Genomic DNA, 24,275 nt, shown 5'->3' on the forward strand with positions numbered 1-24,275 from the left:
GTTCAAGCGTCGAACAGGAAGGTGCTCTGCAGCGCGTTGTGGTTCTGGAGGTCGACGTTGATGCCGATGTCCGCGTTCTTCGAGCGGTAGACCGGCGCCTTGCCCACGAACACCGGCGCGCCGGGCACGGTCGAGAACACCGTGTCCGACAGTGTGGTCTGCCTGCCGGTCGGGCTCACGTACGGTTCGAGTTCGGCGTAGTAGTCGGCGCCGATCTTGAGCGTGCCCTTGGCGCCCATGATGTCGAACGTGATCGGTGCGCGCTCGACCGAGACGACCTTGCCGATCAGCTTGGCGAGTTCGGCAATCGGCCCGCCGGCCTGGCCGGTGTAGACCTTGAGCAGCGCCTTCTCCTGCGCATCCGAGGCGGAGTCGTTGAGGAAGATCGCCGCCGTCCAGTTGCCTTCCAGGATGTTGCCCGGGACATGAGCGACGGCGGCGATGGTGCAGCCGGACACATCGACACCGTCGATCGCGCCCTTGTCCATGTGCCACGCGATGATGGTGTCGCAGGTGCCGAAATCGGGGTCTTCGCCGATCCAGCACGGGCACAGAACGCGGCAATTGCAGACTTCGAGCAGCCTGCCTTCCAGGTGATAGGACATGGTTTCCTCCATCCGACGTGGTTGACGAATGCGCGCACGGCCCCGGCAATCGACCGGGGCGGACGTTGTCAGGGCTTGGCCCGGATGGAGGGTCGGAAACGGGCCGGCAGGCAGCCGGCCGTATCGAAGACAAGCGGACGAAAGCGGCCCCGCAATCCGTCTGCGGCGCGCCACTGTCAAATTCTAGGAAGCCACATCGGGTACGCAAGACGATTCCCGGCAGGCCCGGGGGGTGGGCTGAAAACGCGTTACGGGGCCGTTACGCGTGACGTTCCAGAAACGTAACAACTTTGCGCAAAACCCCATCCAGGGTGGGGGACGGCAAGGGGGTAGGGAAGTCCATAGCCTGCCAGTAAACCCAGGCTGGATAAGGCTTTTGGCCAATTTTGGCCCAGCAAAAACCGGTGCCACCCGGACCGGGCATGCCTATTGCAATGTCGTACTCCAAACAACAAATCTGAATGGGGAGCACAGCATGTCCTGGACCGTTACCACCGCCGCCCGCCCGACCCACGTGGTCGCCAGCAACGACAGCCTGTTCGCCAGCTATGAGGCGATCGCCACCCTGTCCGCAGAGATGGTCGTGGCGGCCGAGATGGGCGATTGGGACGGCGTGAGCGCGCTGGAGCGCGAATGCGCGGTCTACATGGAACGCCTGGGCCACGCCCAGCGCCCGGCCTTGTCGCGCGAAGAACTGCAACGCAAGCGCGACCTGATGATGCGCATTCTGGCCAACGACGCCCGCGTGCGTGCGCTGGTCTGCCCGCGCCAGGATGAGCTGATGCGCCTGGTCAGCGGTGAACGCCGCTCGATCGGCGCACGTCAGGCGTACGCCACCGTCTCTTACTACTAAGAAGACGATCGGCAGCTAGCCGATCAGCGGGGCTGCAACTCCCCCCACGACACCAGCACACGCTGGATGCTGCGTGCGTAGGAATCGCGTTGCGCCGGTGTTTCGGAGTGGTACGCGCCAATCGCACGCCACGTGTTTCCGTGGCGAACCATCTTTTGCTTGAGCAGCCAGGCCGCCACAAACACGTTGACGCAGGCATCGGTCAGCGCGTGGCGCGGCACCCCGTAGCGCGCCAACGTACTGAAATGAATCGAGTTGATCTGCGCCTGGCCGATGTCGACCGAGCCGTCGGCGTTGCGGTGCACGGCATTCGCGTCGCCCTTCGATTCAAACCACACGATCGCGCGTAGCACCGTCGGGTTGACGCCCTGGTAGGCGCCGGCCTGCTCGAAGCAATCGCCTGCTGCATGGACGGCAAAGCTCGAGAGCGCCAGTAGAAGCGCTGCACCAAGTCGGCCACAGATCAAGCGAAGGGTGTGGGTGGCGGGCATGACGGCTCCGGCGTGCGGTCGTTGGTTGGTTACTTCTGCAGGGCGGCTTCGAGCTGGTGCTCGATGCCGGCCAGATACGTGTGCGTCGCCTCCGACACCACCATGCGCGGCACCGGCTCGGCTGCCTTGCGCACCTGGACGAAAGTGGCCTTGCGCCTGCTGCCACGTGTGCGCGCAGCGGGCGCAGGCTCGATTTCGCTACCACCACCACCGCCTGGCGGCAGCATCGCCAGCGAGGGCAGGGGCGGATAGACCTTGTCAGCCGCCGCGGCCGCCGCCGTTGCCGGCATCAAAGAATCGGGCGGTGCGGCGAATGCGGATGCCGGCACGGCCAGCAGGCCGACGGTCAGTGGAAAGAGTAGATGGGTCATACGCATGACATTCCTCTTAATCCTGCGTGCGGATCGTCACGCCATACGGCTGGCTGGCGTTGACGGTCAGGTTTTCCAGGTGGACGTAACTGGCACGCTGCGCAGGCACACCATTCCACAGCGCCTGGTTCAGGTAGCGGAAATCCTGCGCCAGCGCAGCAACCTGGATCGTCGCCGGGCGCTTCTGCGCGGCAGCCAGCGCGCCGGCCTTGGTCAGCACGGCGGTCAGTTGCGGGTCATGCGCACCCAGTGCATCGGGCGGGATGGTGAAGCTCATGACCTCGCCTGCCGGTGCGGTGCGGGCGTTGGGCGTGGCCGTTGTGTGCGTCTGCGTCTGCAACTGTGCGCAGCCAACCAGCGCCAGCAATGCGGCACCGGCAATCAGCCTGGGCAACGGTGTCATATGGGAGAGAGTCCACATGGCGATCAGGAATCCATGGATCGGACCCGCACTCTATCGGCGGGTCGCGCACGTCAAAACGTCGAATTGCCCGGCTTTTATCGTCCATCCCGGGCGATGACTTGAGCGCTGTTTTTCAGGTGGAAATGGCGTCACATTGCGGATTGGCGGACATGCCAAGACGTGACCACTTTTGGGGTGCTGGGGGCACTTCGGGTGGCAGAAAAAATGCACCCCGCGTCGCAATCCTCATAAGTGATTCAGACGCACCTCGGCACCTGCTTAGGCGTAAACACCGACCGACCCCATTTCAGCGTTGCGTGCCTGCCGTGACACATTTGCGCGGCGGCAAAGTCGCGCCGGCCCCCGCCGCTATAATCGGCGCACCATGAATACACCCGCGTTTTCCTCTCCCAAGGCGGCTTCCAAGGAGGCACCGGCCTACCATCTGGCGGTGGTTGGCGGCGGTATCGTCGGGCGCGCGTGCGCGCTGCGGCTTGCGCAGATCGGCTTGCGTGTGGCGCTCGTTGCGCCGCCCGCGCCGTCGCCCGCGCCTACCGGGCCCGATGCCTGGGACGCCCGCGTCTACGCGTTCTCGTCCAGTTCGCAGGCGTTGCTGGAACAGTTGCGCATCTGGCCCGCGCTCGACATGACGCGGGTGCAGCCAGTGCACGACATGCGCATCTTCGGCGACGCCGCCGCCGCGCGTGGCGAGCACAGCCATTCCGATCTGCATTTCTCTGCCTATGCGGCCGGCGCGCCACAACTGGCGTGGATTGCCGAATCGTCGCTGGTCGAGCGCGCACTGGAAACCGCGCTGCGCTTTGCCCACACCGTGCAGACCTTCCCGCATGCCGCCACCGGTTTTGCAATGGAAGCCGACGCTGTGCGCCTCACGCTGGCCGATGGGCAGGTGATCCGCGCGGAATGCGTGATCGGTGCTGACGGCAAACACTCGTGGGTGCGCGAGCAGGCCGGCATCCAGGCCGAAGCGAAGCCGTATCGCCAGTTGGGCGTGGTCGCCAACTTCCAGGCCGAGCACTGGCATCAGGACACCGCGTGGCAGTGGTTTCTCGGCACCTCCGCCGAGCAGGCTGCCGCAGCCGACGACGCCACCCCCGCACGCGGCGAGATCCTCGCGATGCTGCCGTTGCCTGATCGCCGCGTCTCGATGGTGTGGTCCGCCGACGAGAACCACGCGCGTGAACTGCTCGCCCTGTCGCCGGATGCGCTTTGCCGCGCTGTGGAGGCCGCCGCAGGTGGCGCCATCGCCGCCCGCTTCGGGCGCCTGTCGAACATCACGCCCGCGCAGGGCTTTCCGCTGATCCTGCAGCACGCCAGCCGGGTGGTTGCGCCGCGCGTGGCGCTGGTGGGCGATGCGGCCCATGTGATTCATCCGCTGGCCGGGCAGGGCATGAACCTGGGTCTGCGGGATGTCGCAGAAATTGGCAAGGTGATGGCGGAACGTGAAACCATGCGCGATCATGGCGATCTGAGGTTGTTGCGCCGTTACGAGCGTGCCCGCCGCGAAGACCTGCTCTCGCTCACGGCCGCCACGGATGGTCTGCACAAGCTGTTCGCCCTGCCGGGCGCACTGCCCCGCACGGTACGCAATGCGGGCTTGGCGCTGGTGGGGATGACGCCATTTATCAAACGCTTATTGATCAAGCACGCGCTGGGCTGAGGCAGTATCAGCGCGAGTTTGCGATTTCTCGGGGTTTCTGGAGCTTTTATGTCGTTTCGTATTCGGGTGGCGGCCATCGCCTCGGCGGTCACTGTGGCTGCTATTGGCGCGGGTTACCTGCTGACGACAGGGGCTGCGGGCGCCGCCGAGCCCGCACTGGACAAGGTCAAGGCCACCGTGCAGAAGGCCCTGGGCTCCAACGTGGAGATCAAGAGCGTTGCCAAGTCGCCGCTGGCCGGCCTGTACGAGATCAACCTCGGCAGCCAGGTCGTCTATACCGATGCCACCGGCCGCTACGTCCTGAACGGCGACCTGCTCGACACGCAGACCGCCACCAACCTCACGCAAGAGCGCCTGGCCGAGCTGAACCGCATCAAGTGGTCCGACCTGCCGCTGGACCGTGCCGTGAAGTGGGTCAAGGGCAACGGCGCACGCAAGATCGCCGTGTTCTCCGACCCGAACTGCCCGTACTGCCACAAGCTGGAGCAGATGCTCACGCAGGTCGACAACATCACGGTCTACACCTTCCTGTTCCCGATCCTGTCGGAAGACTCGAACACCAAGTCCAAGCAGATCTGGTGCTCGGCTGACCGGGCCAAGGCCTGGCGCGACTGGATGACCGCCAAGACCGCCCCGTCCGGCGCCGGCACCTGCGACACGCCGCTGGAAGCCAACCTGAAGCTCGGCCAGTCGCTCAACGTGACCGGCACGCCGGCCATCATCTTCCCCGACGGCTCGCGGGCCCCGGGCCTGATCGATGCGGCCACGCTGGAGCGCAAGTTCGCCGCGCTCAAGAAGTCGTAAGCCACCCCATGAAAGCGCCGGTTCTTCCGGCGCTTTTTCTTTGGGCACTCACGTCACAACAATCACAACCCGATCGGAGACCTTCATGTCGTTTCGCGCGCTGATGCTGGAAAAGCAGGATGGCGGGCCGCTGGCCCATATCGTTGACCTGGAGGACGCGGCATTGTCTACGCCCGAAGCGCTGGCCAGCGACGTGACCGCGGGTGACGTGCTGATCCGCGTGGACTGGTCGACGATCAATTACAAGGACGGCCTGGCCATCACCGGTCGCGGCCCCGTTGTGCGCAAGTGGCCGATGGTGGCTGGCATTGACGGTGCGGGCGTGGTGCTCGATTCCTCGCACCCGGATTGGAAAGCGGGCGATGCCGTCATCCTCAACGGCTGGGGTGTCGGCGAGGCGCACTGGGGCTGCCTCGCGCAGCGCGCACGCCTGTCAGGTGACTGGCTGGTCGCACTGCCCACGGGGCTCGATGCGCGGCAGGCTATGGCGATCGGCACGGCGGGTTACACGGCGATGCTGTCGGTGTTGGCGCTGGAGCGTGCCGGCGTAAAACCGGGCGACGGCGAGGTGCTGGTGACAGGCGCCTCTGGCGGTGTGGGCTCGATCGCTATCGCACTGCTGGGCAAGCTGGGCTACCGCGTGGTGGCCTCCACCGGCAAGACGAGCGAGGCCGACTTTCTGCAAGCGCTGGGCGCCACGGATGTGATCGACCGCGCGGAGCTGTCCGCGCCCGGCAAGCCGCTGCAGAAGGAGCGCTGGGCGGCGGTGGTCGATTCGGTGGGGTCGCACACGCTGGTCAATGCCTGCGCCCAGGTGCGTTACGGTGGCGTGGTCACCGCCTGCGGGCTGGCGCAGGGGATGGATTTCCCGGCGACGGTCGCCCCGTTCATCCTGCGCGGCGTGACGCTGTGCGGCATCGACAGCGTGATGGCGCCGCGTGCGCTGCGCCAGACGGCATGGCAGCGCCTGGCCACTGACCTGCTGCCCGATCGCCTGGCCGCCATCACGCGGGAGGTGACGCTGTCGGAGGCCATTGATGCAGCGCACGACATCATGGCCGGCAAGATGCGCGGACGCGTGGTTGTGGACGTCAACCGTTAGGCTGACAGACTGGTTTCCGGACGATTTCGGCATCGGCAGCAAGGGACGGCAACGCTACAATGTCCGCCATGAAGCCGATCCGCTACACCATCGCCCCCGCCGCGCCCGAGGCGCATGTTTTCACCGTCACCGTCACGGTCGATTCGCCGGATCCACAGGGGCAGCGTTTCTCGCTGCCGGCGTGGATTCCGGGCAGCTACATGATCCGGGAGTTTGCGCGCAACATCGTGCGCATTGAGGCGTCGTCTGGCCTATCGGGCGACAACAAGCCCGTACGTCTGACCAAGGTCGACAAGGACACCTGGTGGGCCACGCCCTGCAGCGGGCCGCTGACGGTGTCGTATGACGTCTATGCGTGGGATCTGTCAGTGCGGGCCGCGCATCTGGACGCCACGCACGGCTTCTTCAACGGCACGTCGGTCTTCCTGCGTGTGGAAGGCGCCGACGACCAGCGCTGCCTGGTCGATATCCAACCACCGGCTGGCGACGCCTACCGTAGCTGGCGCGTCGCCACCGCGCTGCGTGAAGCCACCGGCCGCATCCAGGGCAAGGCTGGCGCCAAGCGCTACGGGTTCGGCTGGTACGAAGCCGCCAACTACGACGAGCTGATCGACCACCCCGTCGAGATGGGCACGTTCGAGCTGGTCTCGTTCGAGGCCTGCGGCGCGCAGCATGACGCCGTCTTCACCGGCCGCGTGCCGAACCTCGATCTGGAACGCATCGCCCGCGACTTCAAGCGCATCTGCGAAGCGCAGATCCGCCTGTTCGAGCCGCAGACGGCCACCGCGCCATTCCTGGATAGCAACCGCCGCTACGTCTTCATGACGATGGTGACGACCGACGGCTACGGCGGCCTGGAGCACCGCGCCAGTACCGCGCTGATGTGCGCGCGCGGCGATTTGCCCGTGACCGGCCGCGACGAGACCACCGAGGGCTACCGCACCTTCCTCGGCCTCGTCAGCCACGAGTATTTCCACACCTGGAACGTCAAGCGCATCAAGCCGGCCACGTTCGTGCCGTACGCGCTCGACCGCGAGGTGCACACGCCGCTGCTGTGGCTGTTCGAAGGCTTCACCAGTTACTACGACGATCTGATGCTGGTGCGCTCGGGTTTGATCTCCGAAGCGCAGTATCTGGAGATGCTCGCCAAGACGTGGAATGGCGTGCTGCGCGGCAGCGGGCGCCTGAAGCAGAGCGTGGCCGAAAGCTCGTTCGACGCGTGGACGAAGTACTACCGCCAGGACGAGAACGCCCCCAACGCCATCGTCAGCTACTACACCAAGGGCTCGCTGGTGGCGCTGGCGCTGGACCTCACGATTCGCACGCAGACCGACGGCGACCGTTCGCTCGACGACGTGATGCGTGCCCTGTGGGTCACCTACGGCCGCGACTTCTACGCCGCCGACCACACGCAGCGCGGCGTGACCGAAGCGGGGCTGATCGCTCTGATGGAAGAAGTCACTGGCCTGCGCCTGCGCACGCTGGCGCGCCAGCTGACCGAAGGGCGTGATGATCCGCCGCTGCCCGCGTTGTTCAAGGCGATGGGTGTGAGCGCGACGCGCAAGGCGGCCGAGACGGCGCTCGCCCTGGGCGCCAAGTCCGGCGCCGAGAACGGCTTCGTCAAGTTGCAGCAGGTGTTCGACGGCAGCCCGGCGCAGCGTGCCGGCTTGTCCGCTGGCGACCTGATCGTTGCCGTGGACGGCCTGCGCGTGCCGGCCGGCCAGCTCGACAAGACCCTGGCGCGTCATCGCGCTGGCGATACGGTGTCCGTGCACGTGTTCCGCCGTGACGAGCTGATGGCGCTGGACGTGACGCTCGCCACCGACACCACACCGCAGTTCACGCTGGCGCTGGCGTCCGACCCGTCGCCGCTGCGCTCGGCATGGCTGGGCAAGCGCGCCGCCGGCCGCAAAGTTGTGCGTGATACGCGCGCCGTACGCGGCAAGTCGGCCGCCTGATCCGCGCAGCCGATGGACTACGCCCACGATCCACGCACCTTCCTCTACAGCCACTACGTATCGCGCGGCATCCGTACCGCCACCGGCGTGATCGGCCTGACGCTGCTCGCGCTGCTGGTGATGGATTTGCAGGGCGCGATGGTGGTGTCGATCGGTGCGCTGTGTACCAGCCTCATGGACTTGCCCAGCCCGCTGCGGCACAAGTTCAACGAGATGATGGCGTGCGTGCTGCTCACCACGGCCATCACCTTCATCGTGGCGGTGGCGACGCCGTATTCGATCTTGCCGGTGGTGATCGTGCTGGTCACCTTCCTGGCCGGCATGATGGTGGCGTACGGCAACAAGACGATGCCGCTGCAGTTTGCGGCGCTGTTCGTCATGACGCTCACCTTTACCGAGGAGTTCGCTTTTCGCGAGGCGGTGGAGCACACCGCGCAGTTCTTCCTCGGTGCTATGGGCTACATGGCCTTTGCGATGGCGGTGGCGTGGGGCCAGCGGCGCCGCATCAAGGAACAGGTGCTGGCCGAGTGCCTGTATGAGCTGGCCGTGTATGTCGAACGCAAGGCCGGCTTCTACGATGCCTCCAAGGATTTCGACGAGCAGTTCAACTTGCTCGTGCGCCAGCAGATTTCGGTGGCCGACAAGCAGCAGGTGGCTCGCGACTTCGTCTTCCGCGACAACCGCACGGCCAGCGACGGGCGCCTCGTGCAGATCCACATGCGGATGCTCGACATCTACGAGTACCTGCTGTCGTCCAACACCGATTACCCGTTGCTGCGCCAGTATCTGGCCGACGCCGAGATCCTGCGCCTGCTGCACGGGATCATCGAGCGCCTGCGCCAGGACATCGAAGGTGTTGCCTACGCCGTGGGCCGCGACCGGCCATCGCCCACGCCGATGTCGTACGAGCAGGAGATGGCTGCCATCGATGCCGCGTTCGACGACGTGCAGCACGGTCACCACGGCATCCCAATCGAGGCCATCGCCGCGCTGGAAGAGTCGATTGCCACCGTGCGCGGCGCGATCCGCCTGATGGCACAGTTGCACGCCGCCACGGCCACGCCGGTGGAGTTGTCCAAGGTGCTGCTGCGCCCGGACATGACCCCGTTCCTGACGCGCCAGAAGTACGAACTGCGGCTGGTGCTGGAAGAACTGACGTGGCGCTCGCCGGTGCTGCGCTTTGCGCTGCGCATTTCGATGGCGGTGGCCGCCGGGTTGTGGATTGCCGACCACCTGCCGTATTCGTCGCACGGCTACTGGGTCTTGCTGACCATCGTCGTGATCCTCAAGCCGACCTTCAGCATGACGCGCCAGCGCAACTTCGACCGGGTGCTCGGCACGCTCATCGGCTGCGTGATCGCGGCGGTGATTCTGCGGTTCACGCATTCGACGTGGATCCTGATGGGCGTGCTGTACCTGTCCACCGCCGCCAGCGCCGCGTTCGTCACCATCAAATACCGCTACACGGCCATTGCCGCGTGCGTGCAGGTGCTCATCCAGATCAACCTGCTGCTGCCGGGCAGCAAGGGCGCCATCGGTGAGCGGCTGGTCGATACGCTGATCGGCGCGGCCATCGCCACCGCCTTCAGCTACGTGCTGCCCGCGTGGGAGTACCGCAACCTGCCCAAGCTGGTGGACGACGTGCTGCGTACCAACCGGCGCTTTATCGAAGCCGCGCGCGACCTGCTGCTCGGCACACTCAAAGACGATTTCGCCTATCGCGTGCAGCGTAAGCAGTACATGGAAGCGCTCACCGGGTTGATCTCCGCCTTTGCGCGCATGCTCGACGAGCCCAAGAGCCGCCACCGTGCTGTGGATAACCTGAACCGCTTCATCGTGCAGAACTACCTGGTGGCCGCGCACGTGGCGGCGGTGCGCATTCTGGTCCGCCAGCGTACGCAGGAGTTGGACGAAGCCGAGACACGGGCGCTGGTCGAGCAGACCGTCGAATCCGCGCTCGAAAGCCTCACGCGCGCCAAGGAGCGTTTCGATCAGGCGGTGCACGAAGGCGGCTGGGGCGTGCGCCCACGTGATACGCAGGAGTTGGGCGCGGCGGATTTTGCCGATCAGGCCGCGCGCGCGCGCATGGTCGAGGCGGCCACGGAGTCGGATTCGCTCTCCGCCATGCACCTGCTGGAGCGGCGCCTGCAAGCGCTGCGGGCGGATACCGCGAAGATTGCGCTGCGGTGTGGAGCGTTGGGGCGGGCGCTGCGGGTGTCGCGGGACTAGGGCCGGAGCCTGAAGATCCGGCGTCGGACGTCAACGGTCCGCCGGTGCACGCGAAGACCTCCGTTGCCGGAGGTAAAAGGTCCGGTGCCGGACCTCAGAGGTCCAACGTTGGACTTCTAAGCTGCAACGCAGGAGGTCGGCAGGTCCGGCTTTGCACCTCAAAGGTGTGTACTCGAGGGTTTGAGGTCCGATGTCGGAGGTCAGGCGTCCGGCATCGGACGTTGGGCGCGCAAGTCCGCAGGTTTGAGGTCCGCGCGAACTCAATCAGCCTGCGGCCGCAACCAGTCGATCGCCGGCTGGCTCTGCGCCGCGAGCCACGCATTGGCCGTCTTGAAATGCCCGCACCCCAAGAACCCGCGATGCGCCGATAGCGGCGACGGGTGCGGCGCCTCCAGCACGAGATGCCCCTCAGGCAACAGCGCCCGCTTGGCCTGTGCGTGGCTACCCCACAGCATGAACACACGCTTGTGACCAACGCGTGCCAGATGCTCCAACAGGCAATCGGTGATGCGTTCCCAGCCGCGCTTGGCATGGCTGGCGGCTTGGCCCTGCTCGACGGTGAGCACCGTGTTGAGCAGCAGCACACCTTGCTGCGACCAACCTTCGAGATTGCCCGACGCGCTCGGCAGCTTCTGGCCGAATTCGGCTTCGATTTCCTTGTAGATATTGCGCAGGCTCGGCGGCACGCGCACGCCGGCCGGCACCGAGAACGCCAGCCCATGCGCCTGCGGAATCTCGCGGCCATCCACGGTGCCCGTGCCGTGATACGGGTCCTGGCCGAGGATCACCACGCGCACATCGTCAACTGACGTCAGGTGCAGCGCACGGAACACATCGGTCGGGAAGATCGGCTTGCCCGCCGCGCGTTCGCCATCGACGAAGGCGCACAACTCTGGCCAATTGGTCTGCGCGATGCAGGGCGTGAGCAGGGTCTTCCAGTCCGCAGGCAGCGCATCGAACTGCGCGGCGAGCGGGATGAACTTACCGGTGGGGGTTTCCGGATGTGCAGCCGGTTCGTCGAAGAGGGCGCTTTGGGCAGGATCGGCGCGACGCTTCATGCTTGGCCTCCGGCGGCGTTCGCGCGCAGTTGATAGCCGCGCTGCGCCTTGCTGATGTCGAGCGGTGCCAAGTCCGGCACGGCGGCGCGTAGCGTCTGCGTCCAGCCGTGCAGGCGCACGGCGATCGCGTCTTCGCTGAGTGTGCTGCCGGTGGCCGGTTTCCACTCCAGTTCCAGCTCGTCGATGGGCTCGCGCGCATCGGTGCCGGGGATGAGGATGGCACCGGCATCCAGCGCGATCTCGATCTCGCCGTCGTCGGCCCCATCAACGGTCGCGTGCCAGAGGCGGCGCGTGAAGTCGGTGCGGAACAGCGGGGCGAGTGCGGCGGCGTGCGGACGCACGTAGTCGGCGGCCTCGGTGGCGTTGTGGGCGACGAAGGCGTCAACCGACAGTACATCGCTTTGCAGCGGCACTTCCCACTCGTGGCGCGCGCTCAAGCCGGCCGTACTCACTGCTGCGGTTTTGAGCGTCTGCAACCACTGATTGCCATGTCGACGCACGCGCAGCGCGGCGCGGTTGCGTGCCAGGGCTTGATCGGGCGTGTCGTAGTAGACGTTGGCCAATTCCACCGAGCCCGCTGCCTGGGCGTGCGCATTCAGCCAGCCGACCAGCGCGTCGTGCGCGCCGGCCGGTACGGCCAGCTTCAATTCAATTTCACGGGCCATCGGTCAAGCAAAGAGGCGGGCCAGTTCGGCGCCCGGATCATCGGCACGCATGAAGGCTTCGCCGACGAGGAAGGCGTTGACGGCCGCCGCGCGCATCTTGCGCACGTCGTCCTGCACGAGGATGCCCGATTCGGTGACGACGATGCGGTCGTCCGGCATGTGCTTGAGCAGGCCGATCGTGGTGTCGAGCGAGGTTTCGAACGTGCGCAGGTTGCGGTTGTTCACGCCCACCAGCGGCGTTTGCAGGCGCAGCGCGCGGTCCAGTTCGTGGCCGTCGTGCACTTCCACCAGCACGTCCAGGCCGAGTTCGAGCGCGCAGGCTTCGAGTTCGACCATCAGGCCCTGGTCCAGCGCGGCGACGATCAGCAGGATGCAGTCCGCGCCCCACGAGCGCGCTTCGTACACCTGGTACAGGTCGACCATGAAGTCTTTGCGCAGCACGGGCAGCGTGCAGGCGGAGCGGGCTTCGCGCAGGTAATCGGCGTGGCCCTGGAAGAACTGCTCGTCGGTCAGGACGGACAGGCACGCGGCGCCATGCTCCGCATAGCTGCGGGCGATGTCGGCGGGCTTGAAGTTGGGGCGCAGCACGCCCTTGGACGGCGAGGCCTTCTTTACCTCGGCGATGACGGCGGCGTGGCCGGCGGCGATCTTGTCGCGCACGGCCTGGGCAAAGCCGCGGGGGCCGAGGGTGCTGTCAGTGCGGTTGGCTTCGGCTTCAGCGCGCACGCTGGCGAGGTCGCGATGCTTGCGCGCGGCGGCCACTTCTTCGGCCTTCACGGCCAGGATTTTCTGCAGGATGTCGGACATGACTTAAAGGGTAACGTCAGCGGGCTTAGGCTTTGAACTGGTTGGTGACGCGCACGAGTTCATCGAGCTTGGCGCGCGCTGCGCCCGAAGCGATGGCTTCGCGTGCCAGCTTCATGCCGTCCTCAATGGAGCCGGCGATGTTGGCCGCATACAGTGCTGCGCCCGCATTCAGCGAGACGATCTCGCGCGGTGTGCCCGGCTTGTTTTCCAGCGCTTCGATCAGCATCGTTTTGGACTCTTCCGCGTCGGCCACCTTCAGGCTGCGGTTGGAAACCATCTGCAGGCCGAAGTCTTCCGGGTGGATTTCATACTCGGTCACCACGCCGTCCTTCAGTTCGCCGACCAGCGTGGCGGCACCGAGCGACACCTCGTCCATGCCGTCTTTGCCGTAGACCACCACGGCGTGCTTTGCGCCCAGGCGCTGCATCACGCGCACCTGAATGCCGACCAGATCCGGGTGGAACACGCCCATCAGGATATTTGGCGCGCCGGCCGGGTTAGTGAGCGGCCCCAGGATGTTGAAGATCGTGCGCACACCCAGCTCCTTGCGGATCGGGGCGACGTTCTTCATGGCCGGGTGGTGGTTGGGCGCAAACATGAAGCCGATGCCCGCCGTCTCGATCGATTCGGCCACCTGCTCGGGCGTGAGCATGATGTTCACGCCCAGCGCTTCCAGCACATCGGCGCTGCCCGACTTGGAGCTGACGCCGCGGCCACCGTGCTTGGCGATACGCGCGCCCGCCGCTGCGGCCACGAACATCGACGCCGTCGAGATGTTGAACGTGTTGGCACCGTCGCCGCCCGTGCCGACGATATCGACAAAGTGATTCGACACCTCCGCCGGCACCTCAACCTTGGTGGCGAACTCGCGCATGACGGTGGCAGCGGCGGCGATTTCGCCGATGGTCTCTTTCTTGACGCGCAGCCCCATGGTGAGCGCAGCTGCCATCACGGGCGACATCTCGCCGCGCATGATCATCCGCATCAGGTGCAGCATTTCGTCGTGGAAAATTTCGCGGTGCTCGATACAGCGGATGAGCGCTTCTTGCGGAGTGATGGGCATGGTTGTTCCGTATTCAGTTGGGTGCCGCCGGGGCCGGGGTCGCTGGCCCCGCTTCACGCAGGGCGCCGATGCGCTCGCGCAAGAGGTCGGCCTCGCACGCGCCTTCAGCCAGGTCGGCATCGGGCGTGTTGCGGGCCAGGCGGCGGCGCAGGTCACATTCGGCCTGCCGATAGAGTTGGTGTGCGCGCACGGTGCGGTCGAAGGCCATGGCGGCGCCCTTGTCCGTTCCCGCGTTGGCGGTGATGCGGGCACGCAATGCGTTGCGGCGCGTTGACTCCGCCCAGGCTAGTTCAGCCTGCGCCGCCGTGCGCGCGGTCTGCACGCATTGGGCGACATTGCCGGCTTCGGGTTGGGCGGCACGACAGGCTTCCAGCGTACCGGCCATCGCCGGCAGGCTTGCCATCATCGCTGTCACAGTCACCAGCACGACCGCGCACGCGCGGCGCATCAGACGCGTTCCTTCAGGAAGTTGCCGAGCAGCGCGTGGCCGTGTTCCGACAGGATCGATTCCGGGTGGAACTGCACGCCTTCCACGGGCAGCGTCTTGTGGCGCACACCCATGATTTCGCCGTCTGCCGTCCAGGCGGTCACTTCGAGGCAATCGGGCAGCGTTTCGCGCTCGATCGCCAGCGAGTGGTAGCGCGTCACCTTGAAATGGCGCGGCAGGTTGGCGAACACGCCCACGCCGGTGTTCTCAATGGTGTCGACCTTGCCGTGCATCACCTTCTGCGCGCGGATCACGCGCCCGCCGAACGCATCGGCAATCGCCTGGTGCCCCAGGCACACACCCAGGATGGGCACGCGCCCCGCAAAGTGCTTGAGCGCGGGGACGAGGATGCCGGCTTCTGTGGGCGTGCACGGCCCGGGCGACAGGCAGATGCGTTCCGGGTTGAGCTTCTCAATCTCTTCGATCGTGATCTCATCGTTGCGAACCGTGCGGACATCCTGACCCAGCTCACCGAAGTATTGGACGATGTTGTAGGTGAAGGAGTCGTAGTTATCGAGCATCAACAGCATGGTGGTCTCCTTCCCTCTCAGAAATCGGCGTCGAGGCCGTCTTGCACTTGCTCGGCGGCGCGCAGCACGGCGCGGGCCTTGTGTTCGGTTTCCCTCCATTCGGCATCCGGGTCCGAATCGGCTACCACGCCGGCCGCAGCCTGCACGTACAGGTTGCCGTCCTTGATGATGCCGGTGCGGATGGCGATCGCCAGGTCCATCTCGCCCGAGAACGAGAGGTAGCCCACCGCGCCGCCGTAGATGCCGCGCTTGACGGGCTCCAGCTCGTCGATGATCTCCATCGCGCGCACCTTGGGCGCGCCCGACAGCGTGCCGGCGGGGAAGGTCGCGCGCAGCACGTCCATGTTGGTCATGCCGGGCTTCAGGCGGCCCTCGACCGAGCTGACGATGTGCTGCACGTGCGAATACTTTTCGATGACCATCTGATCCGTCACCTTGACCGAGCCGATCTCGGCAATGCGGCCGATGTCGTTGCGTGCCAGGTCGATCAGCATGACGTGCTCGGCGATCTCCTTCGGATCGTTGAGCAGCTCGGTGGCCAGTTCAGCATCGCGCTCGGGCGTGCTGCCGCGTGGGCGGGTGCCGGCCAGCGGGCGGATCGTGACGATGCGGGCGGATTCGTCGGCGCCGTTGCCTTCCCCATTCGCGCTGGCGGGCACGCGGCGTTCTTCTTGCCGCACCAGGATCTCGGGCGAGGCTCCGACGATCTGCATGTCGCCGAAGTTGTAGAAGTACATGTACGGCGACGGGTTCAGCGAACGCAGCGCGCGGTACAGCGAGAGCGGCGCATCGCGGAATGGCTTGACCAGGCGCTGGCCGACCTGCACCTGCATCATGTCGCCGGCGGCGATGTACTCCTTGGCCTTGAGCACGGCGCTGATGTAATCGGCCTTGTCGAACTCGCGGATGGTGTCTGTGCGCACCGAGGCGGACGTCACCGGCACATCCACCGGCTGATGCAGCTTGGTACGCAGTGCGCGCAGGCGTTGCTTGGCGCGCGAGTAGGCCTCGGGCTTGGACGGATCGGCGTAGACGATCAGGTAGAGCTTGCCCGACAGGTTGTCGATCACGGCCAGCTCTTCGCACAGCATGAGCTGGATATCGGGCAGTTGCAGGTCGTCGGGCGGGGCGGTTTCAGCCAGGCGCGGCTCGATGAAGCGCACGGCGTCGTAGCCGAAGTAACCGGCCAGGCCGCCACAGAAACGCGGCAGGCCCGGGCGCAGCGCCACTTTCTGGCGGCGCTCGAACGCGGCGATGAAGTCCAGCGGGTTGCCCTCGTGCGTCTCGACGACCTTGCCGTCGGTCACGACTTCGGTGTGGTTGCCCCTCACGCGCAGCAGCGTGTGCGCATGCAGGCCGATAAACGAGTAGCGCCCGAAGCGCTCGCCGCCCACCACCGATTCCAGCAGGAAGGTGTTCGTGCCACGGTCGTGTGATTGCGCCAGCTTCAGGTACAGCGAAAGCGGCGTCTCCAGATCGGCCAGTGCCTCGGCAATCAGCGGGATGCGGTTGTAGCCCTGGTCGGCCAGCGATTTGAATTCGAGTTCGGTCATGAGCGGTCAGGTCGATTCGCCGGCAGGCGGGGGTGCGCTTACCGGCATGCGTTCGCTCCACGGCAAACGTGATTGCGCCGTCGGAACGTTAGCAGAACATCAGGGATGGGAACGCGAAAAACCGTGCGGTCCCGCAGAGGTCATCCGCAAGCTAAGGGCCACGGAAGACCGGCGGGCGGTCAGCGTTTGGGGCAGGAGATACAGAGGTGGTTTAGGCAGAACGCGCCGAAACCCGGGGAAGAACGATCAGCAGCCGTGCAAACGCTTACGCCCGAGCGAGGGCGTGCCAGGGTCGCCAGGGCCAGGCCCCCCGGTCACCACGAGCGAAGATGCGTTTGCGATTCAGGAACATGGATCGTCAGTTGGAAGCGGCAGATGTTGCGTTGTGTGGCTCAGCGTAGGGCTGAATCAGCTGCGCTGCCGCAAAAAGTGTGTCGACTATAGCATCGGCTCCCGCGTGCTGTATAGGCTGGCCGTGGTTGTAGCCATACGGCACGGCCAGCACACGCATGCCGGCGGCGCGGGCCGCTCGGGCGTCGTTTTCAGAGTCGCCAATCGCCACAACTTCAGCCGGATTCACGCCAAACGCCTCTGCCACCCGCAGCATGGGGTACGGATCAGGCTTGCGATACGGGAAAGCATCGCCCGGGTAGACGAGGTCGAAATACGTGTCCAAACCAAGCTGCGCCAGCAGCGGTTGCGTGAAATCGTGTGGCTTGTTCGTCACGCACGCCAGGGCGAGGCCCATGTCGCGCAACGCCGCCAGCCCTTCGCGCACGCCGTCATAGACGTTTACGTGCTGGCCGTTGATGGCGATGTAGGCGCGTTGGTAGGCGTCCAGCGCTTCGGCGAAGCGGCTGTTGGCCTGGGCGGGCGGCAGGCGCGCGTCGAGCACGCGCCGCACGAGGTTCTCCGAGCCCTTGCCGACGTAGCTGACGACTTCGTCGATCGGCATGTCCGGCGCGGCGCCGAGCGCTTCCAGCATCGCGTTGATGGCGGCGTGGAAGTCGCCCGCCGTGTCGACCATCGTCCCGTCCAGGTCGATGATGACGGCGCGGACGGGGCCGCTCGGCAGGGTGCCCGACATCACGACAGGCTGGCCAGGGCTTGGCGCAGCGCGCCCACGGTGCCGCGGTAGCCGCCGTCCGCATCCGGCTTGCCGAACACGGCCGAACCGGCGACGAAGGTGTCCGCGCCTGCCTTGGCAATCTCAGCGATGTTGTCGGCCTTCACGCCGCCGTCGATCTCCAGCAGGATCTTGCGGCCGGTCTTTTCCTGGTACGCATCCAGCTTCTGGCGCACGAGGCGCAGCTTGTTCAGCGCTTCCGGAATGAACGATTGGCCGCCAAAGCCCGGGTTGACCGACATGATCAGCACCATGTCCAGGCGATCCATCACATGGTCCAGGTAGTGCAGCGGCGTGGCCGGGTTGAACACCAGGCCGGCCTTGCAGCCGTTGTCGCGGATCAGCGCCAGCGACCGGTCGATGTGCTCGGAGGCTTCCGGGTGGAAGGTGATCAGATCGGCGCCGGCCTTGGCGAAGTCGGGAATGATGCGATCGACCGGGCTCACCATCAGGTGCACGTCGATCGGCACCGGCTTGCCGTCCTTCATCGCGTGCGGGCGGATGGCCTCGCACACCAGCGGGCCGACGGTCAGGTTCGGCACATAGTGGTTGTCCATCACATCGAAGTGGATCCAGTCGGCGCCCGATTCGAGCACGCGGCGCACTTCTTCGCCCAGGCGGGCAAAGTCGGCGGACAGGATGGAGGGAGCGATGCGGAAACCGGACGGATCGATGGCTGCGGACATGATGGGAGACGGGTAAGACGCACGGATGCGCGAAGAAGACCGCTATTTTAGCCGGATCAGCCACCTGATCGACGGACTCGCCGCGCCTTGCCGCTGCCACAGCCATGCCGCACAATGGGCGCCATTCTTATAGTGGATCGTCATGCCGAGCTACGAACTCACCGTCCAGGTCCGGGCGCGCTATCTGTCGGAGCAATCCGAGCCGGAACAAGGCAACTACGCGTTTGCCTACACCATCACCATCCGCAATACCGGCGATGTGCCGAGCCAACTGATCTCGCGTCATTGGGTGATTACGGATGCCGATGATCAGGTACAGGAAGTCAGCGGCCTGGGCGTGGTCGGCCATCAGCCGCTGCTGCCGCCGGGCGAATCCTTCGAATACACGAGTTGGGCGACCATCAAGACGCCCGTGGGTACGATGCGCGGCGAATACTTCTGCGTGGCCGAAGACGGTCACCGCTTCGAGGCGCCGATCCCCGAGTTTGCGTTGGTGATGCCGCGCATGCTGCACTGATCCGCGATCAGGAAGCGTCAGGCTTGGCCGGCTGCGAATCTTTGGGCGCGGCGTTGGTCGATTCTGAGGCTTTGGCGGCGTCGCCTTGGCGCGACGGGTGATCGGACGGTGCACGCAGCGGACGCGGATGCTTCTTGGCGCCGGACATGGTCCAGATCACGATGAAGATCAGCAGGAACAGCGCCACGCCGGCCTCCAGGCCGAACAGCATCATCGGATGGTTTTCAAAGAATTCGCTCATGGTCGAGGCAAAAAGCGTGGGTGCCGGCATTGTAGCCAAGCCCCTCACCTCACCGGACAGGATGAAACAGGCATGACAGCAGCAACCTTGGATGCATTGACGCCGGTCCGTACGGCACACCGACGCGGATGGGCCGGGCTGGCCACTGCGCTGGTCGCCGTTTTGCTCGCAGCGTGCACCAGCGGTCCGCCGCCGCGCGTCGAAACGCCGCAGCCGCCTACCGGCACGCTCGGTGGTCATCTGGACCAGGCCAACTGGGCCGACGTGACGGGCTGGACGACGGACGATCTCGCCTCCGCGTGGCCTGCACTGCAATCGAACTGCCAGGCCATGAAGCGCCGCGCCGAGTGGGCACGCGTGTGTGCCGCCGGCCTGATGGTCGACGCCGGCGATCCAATCGCCATGCGCGTCTTCTTTGAAGAGAACTTCACGCCGTATCGCGTGGTGAAGGACGACGGCACGGACAGCGGCCTGGTCACCGGTTACTACGAGCCGTTGCTGCGCGGTTCGCGCACCCGCCACGGTATCTATCAGACGCCGCTGTATCGCATGCCCGCCGCGTGGCGCGGCAAGACATTGCCGGCGCGCGCGCAGTTGATCCGCAGCCCCGCGCTACAGGGGCAGGAAGTCGTGTGGGTGGATGATCCGGTCGAGGCGGCGTTCCTGCAGATCCAGGGCTCGGGCCAGGTCCAGCTGGAAGAGGGCGGCATCATGCGCCTAGGCGTGGGTGGCACCAACAACCAGCCGTTCCGCTCGTTTGCGCGCTGGCTGCTCGATCAAGGGGAGATCACCCCCGTGCAGGCGACCATGCAGGGCATCAAGGCGTGGGCGCGCGCCAACCCGGGCCGCGTTGAAGAGATGCTCAACATCAACCCGCGCTACGTCTTCTTTGCAGAAACCCCGGGCAACACCGGCGGCCCCATCGGCAAGCTGGGCGTGCCGCTCACGGACGAGCGCTCGATTGCGGTGGACCCGACGTTCATCCCGCTCGGATCGCCGGTGTTCCTGTCGACCACCAAGCCGCTGTCGACCGAGCCGATCCAGAAGCTGGTGTTTGCTCAGGACGTGGGCTCCGCCATCCGCGGTGCCGTGCGTGCCGACTACTACTTTGGCCACGGCGATGCCGCCGGCGATCTGGCCGGGCGCATGAAGCAAGCCGGCCGGCTGTGGGTGCTGGTGCCGAAGGGCGGTAGCGTCGGCGTCGCCACCCGCTAATCGCGAGCGTTATCCGCGCCGCAAGTCCACCACGCGGCGCGCCTTGCCGACCGAGCGCTCGATCCCGCCGGTCGCCAGAATCTCAATCGTGGCCGTCACGCCGATCAGCGATTTGATGTCGTGCGCCAACTGGCTGCTTGCCGATTTGGCAACGTCCGCCGAGGCGCCCAGCGCAGCTTCCACTCGTACCGTCAACGTATCCAGAGGCCCTTCCTTGGCGAGCACGCATTGATAGTGCGGTGACAGCGCTGCGTGTTTCAGGATCAACTCTTCGATTTGCGAGGGGAACACGTTCACGCCGCGCACGATCATCATGTCGTCGCAGCGGCCGGTGATTTTTTCCATGCGGCGGAAGCCCGGGCGCGCGGTGCCCGGCAGCAGGCGCGTCAGGTCGCGCGTGCGGTAGCGCACCACCGGCATCGCTTCCTTGGTCAGCGACGTGAACACCAGTTCGCCGAATTCGCCGTCGGGCAGCACCTCACCGGTGTTCGGGTCGATGATCTCGGGGTAGAAATGGTCTTCCCAGATGGTCGGGCCGTCTTTGGTTTCGGCGCATTCGCTGGCGACGCCGGGGCCCATCACTTCCGATAGGCCATAGATATCCACAGCCGACAGCCCCATGCGCGCCTCAATGGCCGCGCGCATCTCGGGCGTCCACGGCTCCGCGCCGAAGATGCCGATCTGCAGGCTCGACGCGGCCGGGTCCATGCCTTGCCGTTCGAACTCGTCCGCTATCGCCAGCATGTAGCTGGGCGTCACCATGATGATCTGCGGCTGGAAATCGCGGATGAGCTGCACCTGCCGCTCGGTTTGCCCGCCGCCGAAGGGGATGGCGGTGAGCCCCGCGCGCTCGACGCCGTAGTGCGCGCCCAGGCCACCTGTGAAGAGGCCATAGCCGTAGCTCACGTGGACCTTATCGCCGCGTCGCGCCCCTGCCGCACGAATCGAGCGCGCCACCAGCCCGGCCCAGGTGTCGATATCTGCCAGCGTGTAGCCGACCACGGTGGGTTTGCCCGTCGTCCCCGACGAGGCGTGGATGCGCGCAATCCGATCCTGCGGCACCGCAAACATCCCGAACGGGTAGTTGTCGCGTAAATCCGCTTTGGTCGTGAAGGGAAACTTCGCCAGGTCGGCCAGCGACTGCACCTCCGATGGATGCACGCCCGCCGCATCAAACTTGGCCCGGTACGCCGGCACGTTCTCGTACGCGTGGGCTAGGCTGTGCTTCAGCCGGTCGAGCTGCAGCGCCTGGATGGCGTCACGGCTGGCGGTCTCGATGGGGTCGAGCGGCAGGTCGGTCGAGCGGGGGCGCATGCGGCATGTCTCCTTGGGATGCCGTCGTGCGGCGTCCTCTTGTGGTGGCGCAATCAGGGGGCTCTATATAGAGGGCAATCGGTGCTTACTGTTCGGTGTTATCTGGGACGGGAATGACGTGGCCGCGAATCTGCGCAGATTTGCCGCGGAACATGGCGACCACCTCGCCGGCCTGGTTGGACACGCGCACGTCATACACGCCGTGTCGGCCGGACAGGACCTGCTCGGTCGCCTCAGCGGTCAGCACATCGCCGCCGTGCGCCGGGCGCAGGAATTCGACGCTGCAGCCAGCCGCCACCGTGTTGTGGTTGTGGCTATTGCAGGCAAACGCAAAGGCCGAATCGGCCAGCGTGAAGATCAGCCCGCCATGACACGTGCGGTGCCCGTTGAGGAACTCGGGCCGCACGGTCATGGACAGGCGCGCGTAGCCGGGGCCGACCGCCTCGATGCGCATGCCGAGCCAGCGAGTGCAGGCGTCGGCGTCATACATGTTCTTGCAGGCGGCTTCGGCCAGCGCCTGCGCATCCTGGAGGGCAATCTCGGTCACGCTGATCCCTTTGTCCTTTATTCGCCAGTGAAGTGGGCAGGGCGTTTGTGGAGGAAGGCATTCACGCCCTCGGCATAGTCGTGGGAGTTGCCCAGCTCGCGCTGCAGGTCGCGCTCCAGATCCAGTTGAGCGTCGAGCGATTGCGTGGGCGCCGTGTGCATCGCGCGCTTGATGGCGGCCAGCGCCCGAGTCGGCTGCCTGGACAAGTGATCGGCCATCGCCGACACCTCGGTCATCAGAATCTTGGCATCGTGATAGACGCCCCAGATCAGCCCCCAGGACAGCGCGGTCTTGGCGTCGAGCTTCTCGCCCAGCATCGCCAGCCCCATCGCCCGTGCCACGCCGATGCGCTGCGGCAGGAACCACGTGCCGCCCGAATCCGGCAGCAGGCCGATCTTCACAAACGCCTGCAGGAAGCAGGCGCTTTCCGCCGCCATCACGATGTCGCACGCCAGCGCCAGGTTGGCGCCCGCACCGGCCGCGACGCCGTTCACCGCGGCAATGACGGGCAACGGCAGCGCACGCAGCCGGCGTACCAGCGGATTGAATTGCTCGTCGATGAGCGCGCCCAGATCGGTCATCTGCCCCGGCGTGACATTGAGTTCGGCAAGATCCTGCCCCGCACAGAAGCCGCGTCCGGCGCCAGTCAGGATCAGCGCCCGCGCGTGCTGGCGCTCCACCTTATCCAGCGCCTCGCGCAATTCCCGGTGCATACCGGCCGTGAAGCTGTTGAGCTGGTCGGGCCGGTTCAGCGTGATGGTGGCCACGCGGTCATGCCAGTCGAGCAGAATGGTGGGGCTCGTCATCTTGTCTCCTCCTCGGTCATCGGTTCATTGATTAACCGACCGGTTGGTCGGCTAATATTACATCCATTCCAACTGGAGCTTCCATGTCCTACGAAAACATTCTGGTCGAAACGCGCGGTCGTGTTGGTCTTGTTACGCTGAATCGCCCCAAGGCGCTGAACGCGCTGAACGATGCGCTCATGGATGAGCTGGGCGCTGCGCTGCTCGCCTTCGATGCTGACGCCAGCATTGGCGCCATCGTCATCACCGGCAGCGAGAAGGCGTTCGCCGCCGGGGCCGACATCGGCGCCATGGCCGACTACGACTTCGCTACCGTCTATAAGAACGAATACATCACCCGCAACTGGGAGACCATCCGCCGCATCCGCAAGCCGGTGATCGCCGCCGTGGCGGGCTACGCGCTGGGTGGCGGCTGCGAACTGGCCATGATGTGCGACATCATCCTCGCCGCAGATACCGCCAAGTTCGGCCAGCCCGAAGTCAAGCTCGGCACCATGCCCGGTGCCGGTGGCACCCAGCGCCTGCCGCGCGCCGTCTCCAAGGCCAAGGCCATGGACCTCTGCCTGACCGCCCGCATGATGGGCGCCGAAGAAGCCGAGCGCGCGGGCTTGGTCTCGCGCATCATCCCCGCCGACAAGCTGCTCGACGAAGCCATCCAGGCCGCCGAGACCATCGCCAGCTTCTCGCTGCCAACGGTCATGATGATCAAGGAGTCGATCAACGCCGCCTACGAGACCTCGCTCTCCGACGGCGTGCACCTGGAACGGCGGCTCTTCCACGCCACTTTCGCCACTGAAGACCAGAAAGAAGGCATGCGCGCCTTCCTGGAGAAGCGTGCGCCGGCGTTCAAGCATCAATAAGAGGGTGCTGGCGGAGTGATTCAGGGAATACCCGAGTAATCATCTCGGGTATCCTTCGGGTCATTTTGCAGCTGCTTTTGGCCGGCAATCGTAGGCGCAGACTGGGCTGGCGGTGATTCTTCATCGGTTCGTCATCAATCCGTCACGACAAAGGTGTTGCCAACCTCCAGGAACCCGCCTATAGTTCGCCCCTCGCTGCAAACGACAGCGCCGAAACGAAAGCGACGGCGGGGTGGTTAAGGCGGTGGAGAAGTAGTGGTGGTGCGGGTTTCCGGCCGATTGGTAGTGGTGATCGGATGGTGT

General features: G+C 65.7%; 26 protein-coding genes. 9 read left to right on the forward strand and 17 right to left on the reverse strand.

Translation table 11 applies throughout. The features are described 5' to 3' along the window. Nucleotides 1-2 precede the first annotated feature (2 nt). Nucleotides 3-605: a DUF1326 domain-containing protein gene (locus tag F7R11_RS25405; RefSeq protein ID WP_064805345.1), complete on the reverse strand. Its 603-nt coding sequence runs from the start codon at nt 603-605 to the stop codon at nt 3-5. 475 nt (nt 606-1,080) lie between these two features. Between F7R11_RS25405 and F7R11_RS25410 the strand changes: the two genes are divergently transcribed. After that, nucleotides 1,081-1,458 (forward strand): flagellar protein FliT, encoded by a 378-nt coding sequence (locus F7R11_RS25410; protein ID WP_021197424.1) that lies wholly within the window; start codon nt 1,081-1,083, stop codon nt 1,456-1,458. A 23-nt stretch (nt 1,459-1,481) separates the two neighbouring features. Here the strand turns inward: F7R11_RS25410 and F7R11_RS25415 are convergent, their stop codons facing one another. Genes F7R11_RS25415 through F7R11_RS25425 form a run of 3 tightly spaced genes read right to left on the reverse strand, consistent with a single transcriptional unit; the run spans nt 1,482 to nt 2,741 of the window. Continuing rightward, the gene (locus F7R11_RS25415) at nt 1,482-1,949 is read right to left on the reverse strand and encodes a lytic transglycosylase domain-containing protein (protein ID WP_064805343.1); all 468 of its coding nucleotides are present in this window, start codon (nt 1,947-1,949) and stop codon (nt 1,482-1,484) included. 29 nt (nt 1,950-1,978) lie between these two features. After that, nucleotides 1,979-2,326, reverse strand: coding sequence for a hypothetical protein (locus F7R11_RS25420; protein ID WP_064805341.1), 348 nt, complete (start codon nt 2,324-2,326; stop codon nt 1,979-1,981). Nucleotides 2,327-2,336: 10 nt separating this feature from the next. Beyond that, nucleotides 2,337-2,741: a hypothetical protein gene (locus F7R11_RS25425; protein WP_031330165.1), complete on the reverse strand. Its 405-nt coding sequence runs from the start codon at nt 2,739-2,741 to the stop codon at nt 2,337-2,339. Nucleotides 2,742-3,108: 367 nt separating this feature from the next. Between F7R11_RS25425 and F7R11_RS25430 the strand changes: the two genes are divergently transcribed. The 5 genes from F7R11_RS25430 to F7R11_RS25450 all read left to right on the forward strand — a co-directional run bounded on the left by F7R11_RS25430 (nt 3,109) and on the right by F7R11_RS25450 (nt 10,497). Continuing rightward, nucleotides 3,109-4,404: a UbiH/UbiF family hydroxylase gene (locus tag F7R11_RS25430; RefSeq protein WP_064805339.1), complete on the forward strand. Its 1,296-nt coding sequence runs from the start codon at nt 3,109-3,111 to the stop codon at nt 4,402-4,404. Between the two features lie 48 nt (nt 4,405-4,452). Beyond that, nucleotides 4,453-5,208, forward strand: a complete 756-nt coding sequence (locus F7R11_RS25435; RefSeq protein ID WP_021197419.1) for a DsbC family protein — start codon at nt 4,453-4,455, stop codon at nt 5,206-5,208. Between the two features lie 85 nt (nt 5,209-5,293). Next, entirely contained in the window at nt 5,294-6,310 is a 1,017-nt protein-coding gene (acuI, locus tag F7R11_RS25440; protein WP_064805337.1) for an acrylyl-CoA reductase (NADPH), read from the forward strand. Nucleotides 6,311-6,378: 68 nt separating this feature from the next. Then, entirely contained in the window at nt 6,379-8,268 is a 1,890-nt protein-coding gene (locus F7R11_RS25445; protein ID WP_064806452.1) for a M61 family metallopeptidase, read from the forward strand. Nucleotides 8,269-8,280: 12 nt separating this feature from the next. Continuing rightward, nucleotides 8,281-10,497: an FUSC family protein gene (locus tag F7R11_RS25450; RefSeq protein ID WP_064805334.1), complete on the forward strand. Its 2,217-nt coding sequence runs from the start codon at nt 8,281-8,283 to the stop codon at nt 10,495-10,497. Between the two features lie 260 nt (nt 10,498-10,757). Here F7R11_RS25450 and F7R11_RS25455 read toward each other — a convergent pair whose 3' ends face one another. From F7R11_RS25455 to rpe, 9 genes are all read right to left on the reverse strand, one after another. Next, nucleotides 10,758-11,555, reverse strand: a complete 798-nt coding sequence (locus F7R11_RS25455) for a uracil-DNA glycosylase (RefSeq protein ID WP_064805332.1) — start codon at nt 11,553-11,555, stop codon at nt 10,758-10,760. Next, nucleotides 11,552-12,220, reverse strand: a complete 669-nt coding sequence (locus F7R11_RS25460) for a CYTH domain-containing protein (RefSeq protein ID WP_064805330.1) — start codon at nt 12,218-12,220, stop codon at nt 11,552-11,554. The genes F7R11_RS25455 and F7R11_RS25460 overlap by 4 nt, the downstream gene beginning before the upstream one ends. Before the next feature lie 3 nt (nt 12,221-12,223). Continuing rightward, nucleotides 12,224-13,027: an indole-3-glycerol phosphate synthase TrpC gene (trpC, locus tag F7R11_RS25465; RefSeq protein ID WP_021197413.1), complete on the reverse strand. Its 804-nt coding sequence runs from the start codon at nt 13,025-13,027 to the stop codon at nt 12,224-12,226. 25 nt (nt 13,028-13,052) lie between these two features. Continuing rightward, complete coding sequence (trpD, locus tag F7R11_RS25470; protein WP_064805328.1) at nt 13,053-14,090, reverse strand: anthranilate phosphoribosyltransferase; 1,038 nt, start codon at nt 14,088-14,090, stop codon at nt 13,053-13,055. 13 nt (nt 14,091-14,103) lie between these two features. Continuing rightward, complete coding sequence (locus F7R11_RS25475) at nt 14,104-14,538, reverse strand: lysozyme inhibitor LprI family protein (protein ID WP_064805325.1); 435 nt, start codon at nt 14,536-14,538, stop codon at nt 14,104-14,106. After that, on the reverse strand, nt 14,538-15,107 hold the full coding sequence (locus tag F7R11_RS25480) for an aminodeoxychorismate/anthranilate synthase component II (RefSeq protein WP_039598864.1): 570 nt from the start codon (nt 15,105-15,107) through the stop codon (nt 14,538-14,540). The genes F7R11_RS25475 and F7R11_RS25480 overlap by 1 nt, the downstream gene beginning before the upstream one ends. Nucleotides 15,108-15,124: 17 nt before the next feature. Beyond that, complete coding sequence (trpE, locus tag F7R11_RS25485; RefSeq protein ID WP_064805321.1) at nt 15,125-16,660, reverse strand: anthranilate synthase component I; 1,536 nt, start codon at nt 16,658-16,660, stop codon at nt 15,125-15,127. Between the two features lie 358 nt (nt 16,661-17,018). After that, nucleotides 17,019-17,747, reverse strand: coding sequence for a phosphoglycolate phosphatase (locus tag F7R11_RS25490; protein ID WP_064805319.1), 729 nt, complete (start codon nt 17,745-17,747; stop codon nt 17,019-17,021). Further along, nucleotides 17,747-18,472 carry a ribulose-phosphate 3-epimerase gene (gene rpe, locus F7R11_RS25495; protein ID WP_064805317.1) on the reverse strand — a complete coding sequence of 242 codons (726 nt, stop codon included), beginning with the start codon at nt 18,470-18,472 and terminating at the stop codon, nt 17,747-17,749. Before rpe ends, F7R11_RS25490 begins: the two co-directional genes overlap by 1 nt. A 142-nt stretch (nt 18,473-18,614) precedes the next feature. Between rpe and apaG the strand changes: the two genes are divergently transcribed. After that, nucleotides 18,615-18,989 carry a Co2+/Mg2+ efflux protein ApaG gene (apaG, locus tag F7R11_RS25500; RefSeq protein ID WP_021197406.1) on the forward strand — a complete coding sequence of 125 codons (375 nt, stop codon included), beginning with the start codon at nt 18,615-18,617 and terminating at the stop codon, nt 18,987-18,989. Nucleotides 18,990-18,996: 7 nt separating this feature from the next. Here the strand turns inward: apaG and F7R11_RS25505 are convergent, their stop codons facing one another. After that, nucleotides 18,997-19,230, reverse strand: coding sequence for a hypothetical protein (locus F7R11_RS25505; RefSeq protein WP_064806451.1), 234 nt, complete (start codon nt 19,228-19,230; stop codon nt 18,997-18,999). 72 nt (nt 19,231-19,302) lie between these two features. Here F7R11_RS25505 and mltA point away from each other — a divergent pair, with 72 nt between their 5' ends. Continuing rightward, nucleotides 19,303-20,445 (forward strand): murein transglycosylase A, encoded by a 1,143-nt coding sequence (gene mltA, locus F7R11_RS25510; RefSeq protein WP_064805315.1) that lies wholly within the window; start codon nt 19,303-19,305, stop codon nt 20,443-20,445. A 9-nt stretch (nt 20,446-20,454) separates the two neighbouring features. Here mltA and paaK read toward each other — a convergent pair whose 3' ends face one another. From paaK to paaG, 3 genes are all read right to left on the reverse strand, one after another. Continuing rightward, on the reverse strand, nt 20,455-21,759 hold the full coding sequence (gene paaK / locus F7R11_RS25515) for a phenylacetate--CoA ligase PaaK (RefSeq protein WP_064805312.1): 1,305 nt from the start codon (nt 21,757-21,759) through the stop codon (nt 20,455-20,457). 85 nt (nt 21,760-21,844) lie between these two features. Further along, nucleotides 21,845-22,312, reverse strand: a complete 468-nt coding sequence (paaI, locus tag F7R11_RS25520) for a hydroxyphenylacetyl-CoA thioesterase PaaI (RefSeq protein ID WP_231973241.1) — start codon at nt 22,310-22,312, stop codon at nt 21,845-21,847. An 11-nt stretch (nt 22,313-22,323) separates the two neighbouring features. Continuing rightward, nucleotides 22,324-23,112, reverse strand: a complete 789-nt coding sequence (paaG, locus tag F7R11_RS25525) for a 2-(1,2-epoxy-1,2-dihydrophenyl)acetyl-CoA isomerase PaaG (RefSeq protein ID WP_064805307.1) — start codon at nt 23,110-23,112, stop codon at nt 22,324-22,326. 83 nt (nt 23,113-23,195) lie between these two features. Here paaG and F7R11_RS25530 point away from each other — a divergent pair, with 83 nt between their 5' ends. Next, the gene (locus tag F7R11_RS25530) at nt 23,196-23,972 is read left to right on the forward strand and encodes an enoyl-CoA hydratase (protein ID WP_064805305.1); all 777 of its coding nucleotides are present in this window, start codon (nt 23,196-23,198) and stop codon (nt 23,970-23,972) included. The last annotated feature ends 303 nt before the right edge of the window (nt 23,973-24,275 follow it).

The sequence above is a fragment of the Ralstonia insidiosa genome (assembly GCF_008801405.1).
In the GTDB taxonomy this organism is placed as follows: Bacteria; Pseudomonadota; Gammaproteobacteria; order Burkholderiales; family Burkholderiaceae; genus Ralstonia; species Ralstonia insidiosa.

Excerpts from the sequence above, each read along its gene's own strand:
- F7R11_RS25505 (WP_064806451.1), bottom strand. The coding sequence starts at position 19,230 with ATGAGCGAATTCTTTGAAAACCATCCGATGATGCTGTTCGGCCTGGAG.
- F7R11_RS25480 (WP_039598864.1), bottom strand. The coding sequence starts at position 15,107 with ATGCTGTTGATGCTCGATAACTACGACTCCTTCACCTACAACATCGTC.
- F7R11_RS25475 (WP_064805325.1), bottom strand. The coding sequence starts at position 14,538 with ATGCGCCGCGCGTGCGCGGTCGTGCTGGTGACTGTGACAGCGATGATG.
- F7R11_RS25460 (WP_064805330.1), bottom strand. The coding sequence starts at position 12,220 with ATGGCCCGTGAAATTGAATTGAAGCTGGCCGTACCGGCCGGCGCGCAC.
- F7R11_RS25445 (WP_064806452.1), top strand. The coding sequence starts at position 6,379 with ATGAAGCCGATCCGCTACACCATCGCCCCCGCCGCGCCCGAGGCGCAT.
- paaG (WP_064805307.1), bottom strand. The coding sequence starts at position 23,112 with ATGACGAGCCCCACCATTCTGCTCGACTGGCATGACCGCGTGGCCACC.
- trpD (WP_064805328.1), bottom strand. The coding sequence starts at position 14,090 with ATGCCCATCACTCCGCAAGAAGCGCTCATCCGCTGTATCGAGCACCGC.
- acuI (WP_064805337.1), top strand. The coding sequence starts at position 5,294 with ATGTCGTTTCGCGCGCTGATGCTGGAAAAGCAGGATGGCGGGCCGCTG.
- F7R11_RS25530 (WP_064805305.1), top strand. The coding sequence starts at position 23,196 with ATGTCCTACGAAAACATTCTGGTCGAAACGCGCGGTCGTGTTGGTCTT.
- F7R11_RS25420 (WP_064805341.1), bottom strand. The coding sequence starts at position 2,326 with ATGCGTATGACCCATCTACTCTTTCCACTGACCGTCGGCCTGCTGGCC.
- paaK (WP_064805312.1), bottom strand. The coding sequence starts at position 21,759 with ATGCGCCCCCGCTCGACCGACCTGCCGCTCGACCCCATCGAGACCGCC.
- mltA (WP_064805315.1), top strand. The coding sequence starts at position 19,303 with ATGACAGCAGCAACCTTGGATGCATTGACGCCGGTCCGTACGGCACAC.
- F7R11_RS25435 (WP_021197419.1), top strand. The coding sequence starts at position 4,453 with ATGTCGTTTCGTATTCGGGTGGCGGCCATCGCCTCGGCGGTCACTGTG.
- trpE (WP_064805321.1), bottom strand. The coding sequence starts at position 16,660 with ATGACCGAACTCGAATTCAAATCGCTGGCCGACCAGGGCTACAACCGC.
- F7R11_RS25430 (WP_064805339.1), top strand. The coding sequence starts at position 3,109 with ATGAATACACCCGCGTTTTCCTCTCCCAAGGCGGCTTCCAAGGAGGCA.
- F7R11_RS25405 (WP_064805345.1), bottom strand. The coding sequence starts at position 605 with ATGTCCTATCACCTGGAAGGCAGGCTGCTCGAAGTCTGCAATTGCCGC.
- F7R11_RS25415 (WP_064805343.1), bottom strand. The coding sequence starts at position 1,949 with ATGCCCGCCACCCACACCCTTCGCTTGATCTGTGGCCGACTTGGTGCA.
- F7R11_RS25425 (WP_031330165.1), bottom strand. The coding sequence starts at position 2,741 with ATGTGGACTCTCTCCCATATGACACCGTTGCCCAGGCTGATTGCCGGT.
- F7R11_RS25455 (WP_064805332.1), bottom strand. The coding sequence starts at position 11,555 with ATGAAGCGTCGCGCCGATCCTGCCCAAAGCGCCCTCTTCGACGAACCG.
- F7R11_RS25490 (WP_064805319.1), bottom strand. The coding sequence starts at position 17,747 with ATGTCGGGCACCCTGCCGAGCGGCCCCGTCCGCGCCGTCATCATCGAC.
- rpe (WP_064805317.1), bottom strand. The coding sequence starts at position 18,472 with ATGTCCGCAGCCATCGATCCGTCCGGTTTCCGCATCGCTCCCTCCATC.
- F7R11_RS25450 (WP_064805334.1), top strand. The coding sequence starts at position 8,281 with ATGGACTACGCCCACGATCCACGCACCTTCCTCTACAGCCACTACGTA.
- trpC (WP_021197413.1), bottom strand. The coding sequence starts at position 13,027 with ATGTCCGACATCCTGCAGAAAATCCTGGCCGTGAAGGCCGAAGAAGTG.
- apaG (WP_021197406.1), top strand. The coding sequence starts at position 18,615 with ATGCCGAGCTACGAACTCACCGTCCAGGTCCGGGCGCGCTATCTGTCG.
- F7R11_RS25410 (WP_021197424.1), top strand. The coding sequence starts at position 1,081 with ATGTCCTGGACCGTTACCACCGCCGCCCGCCCGACCCACGTGGTCGCC.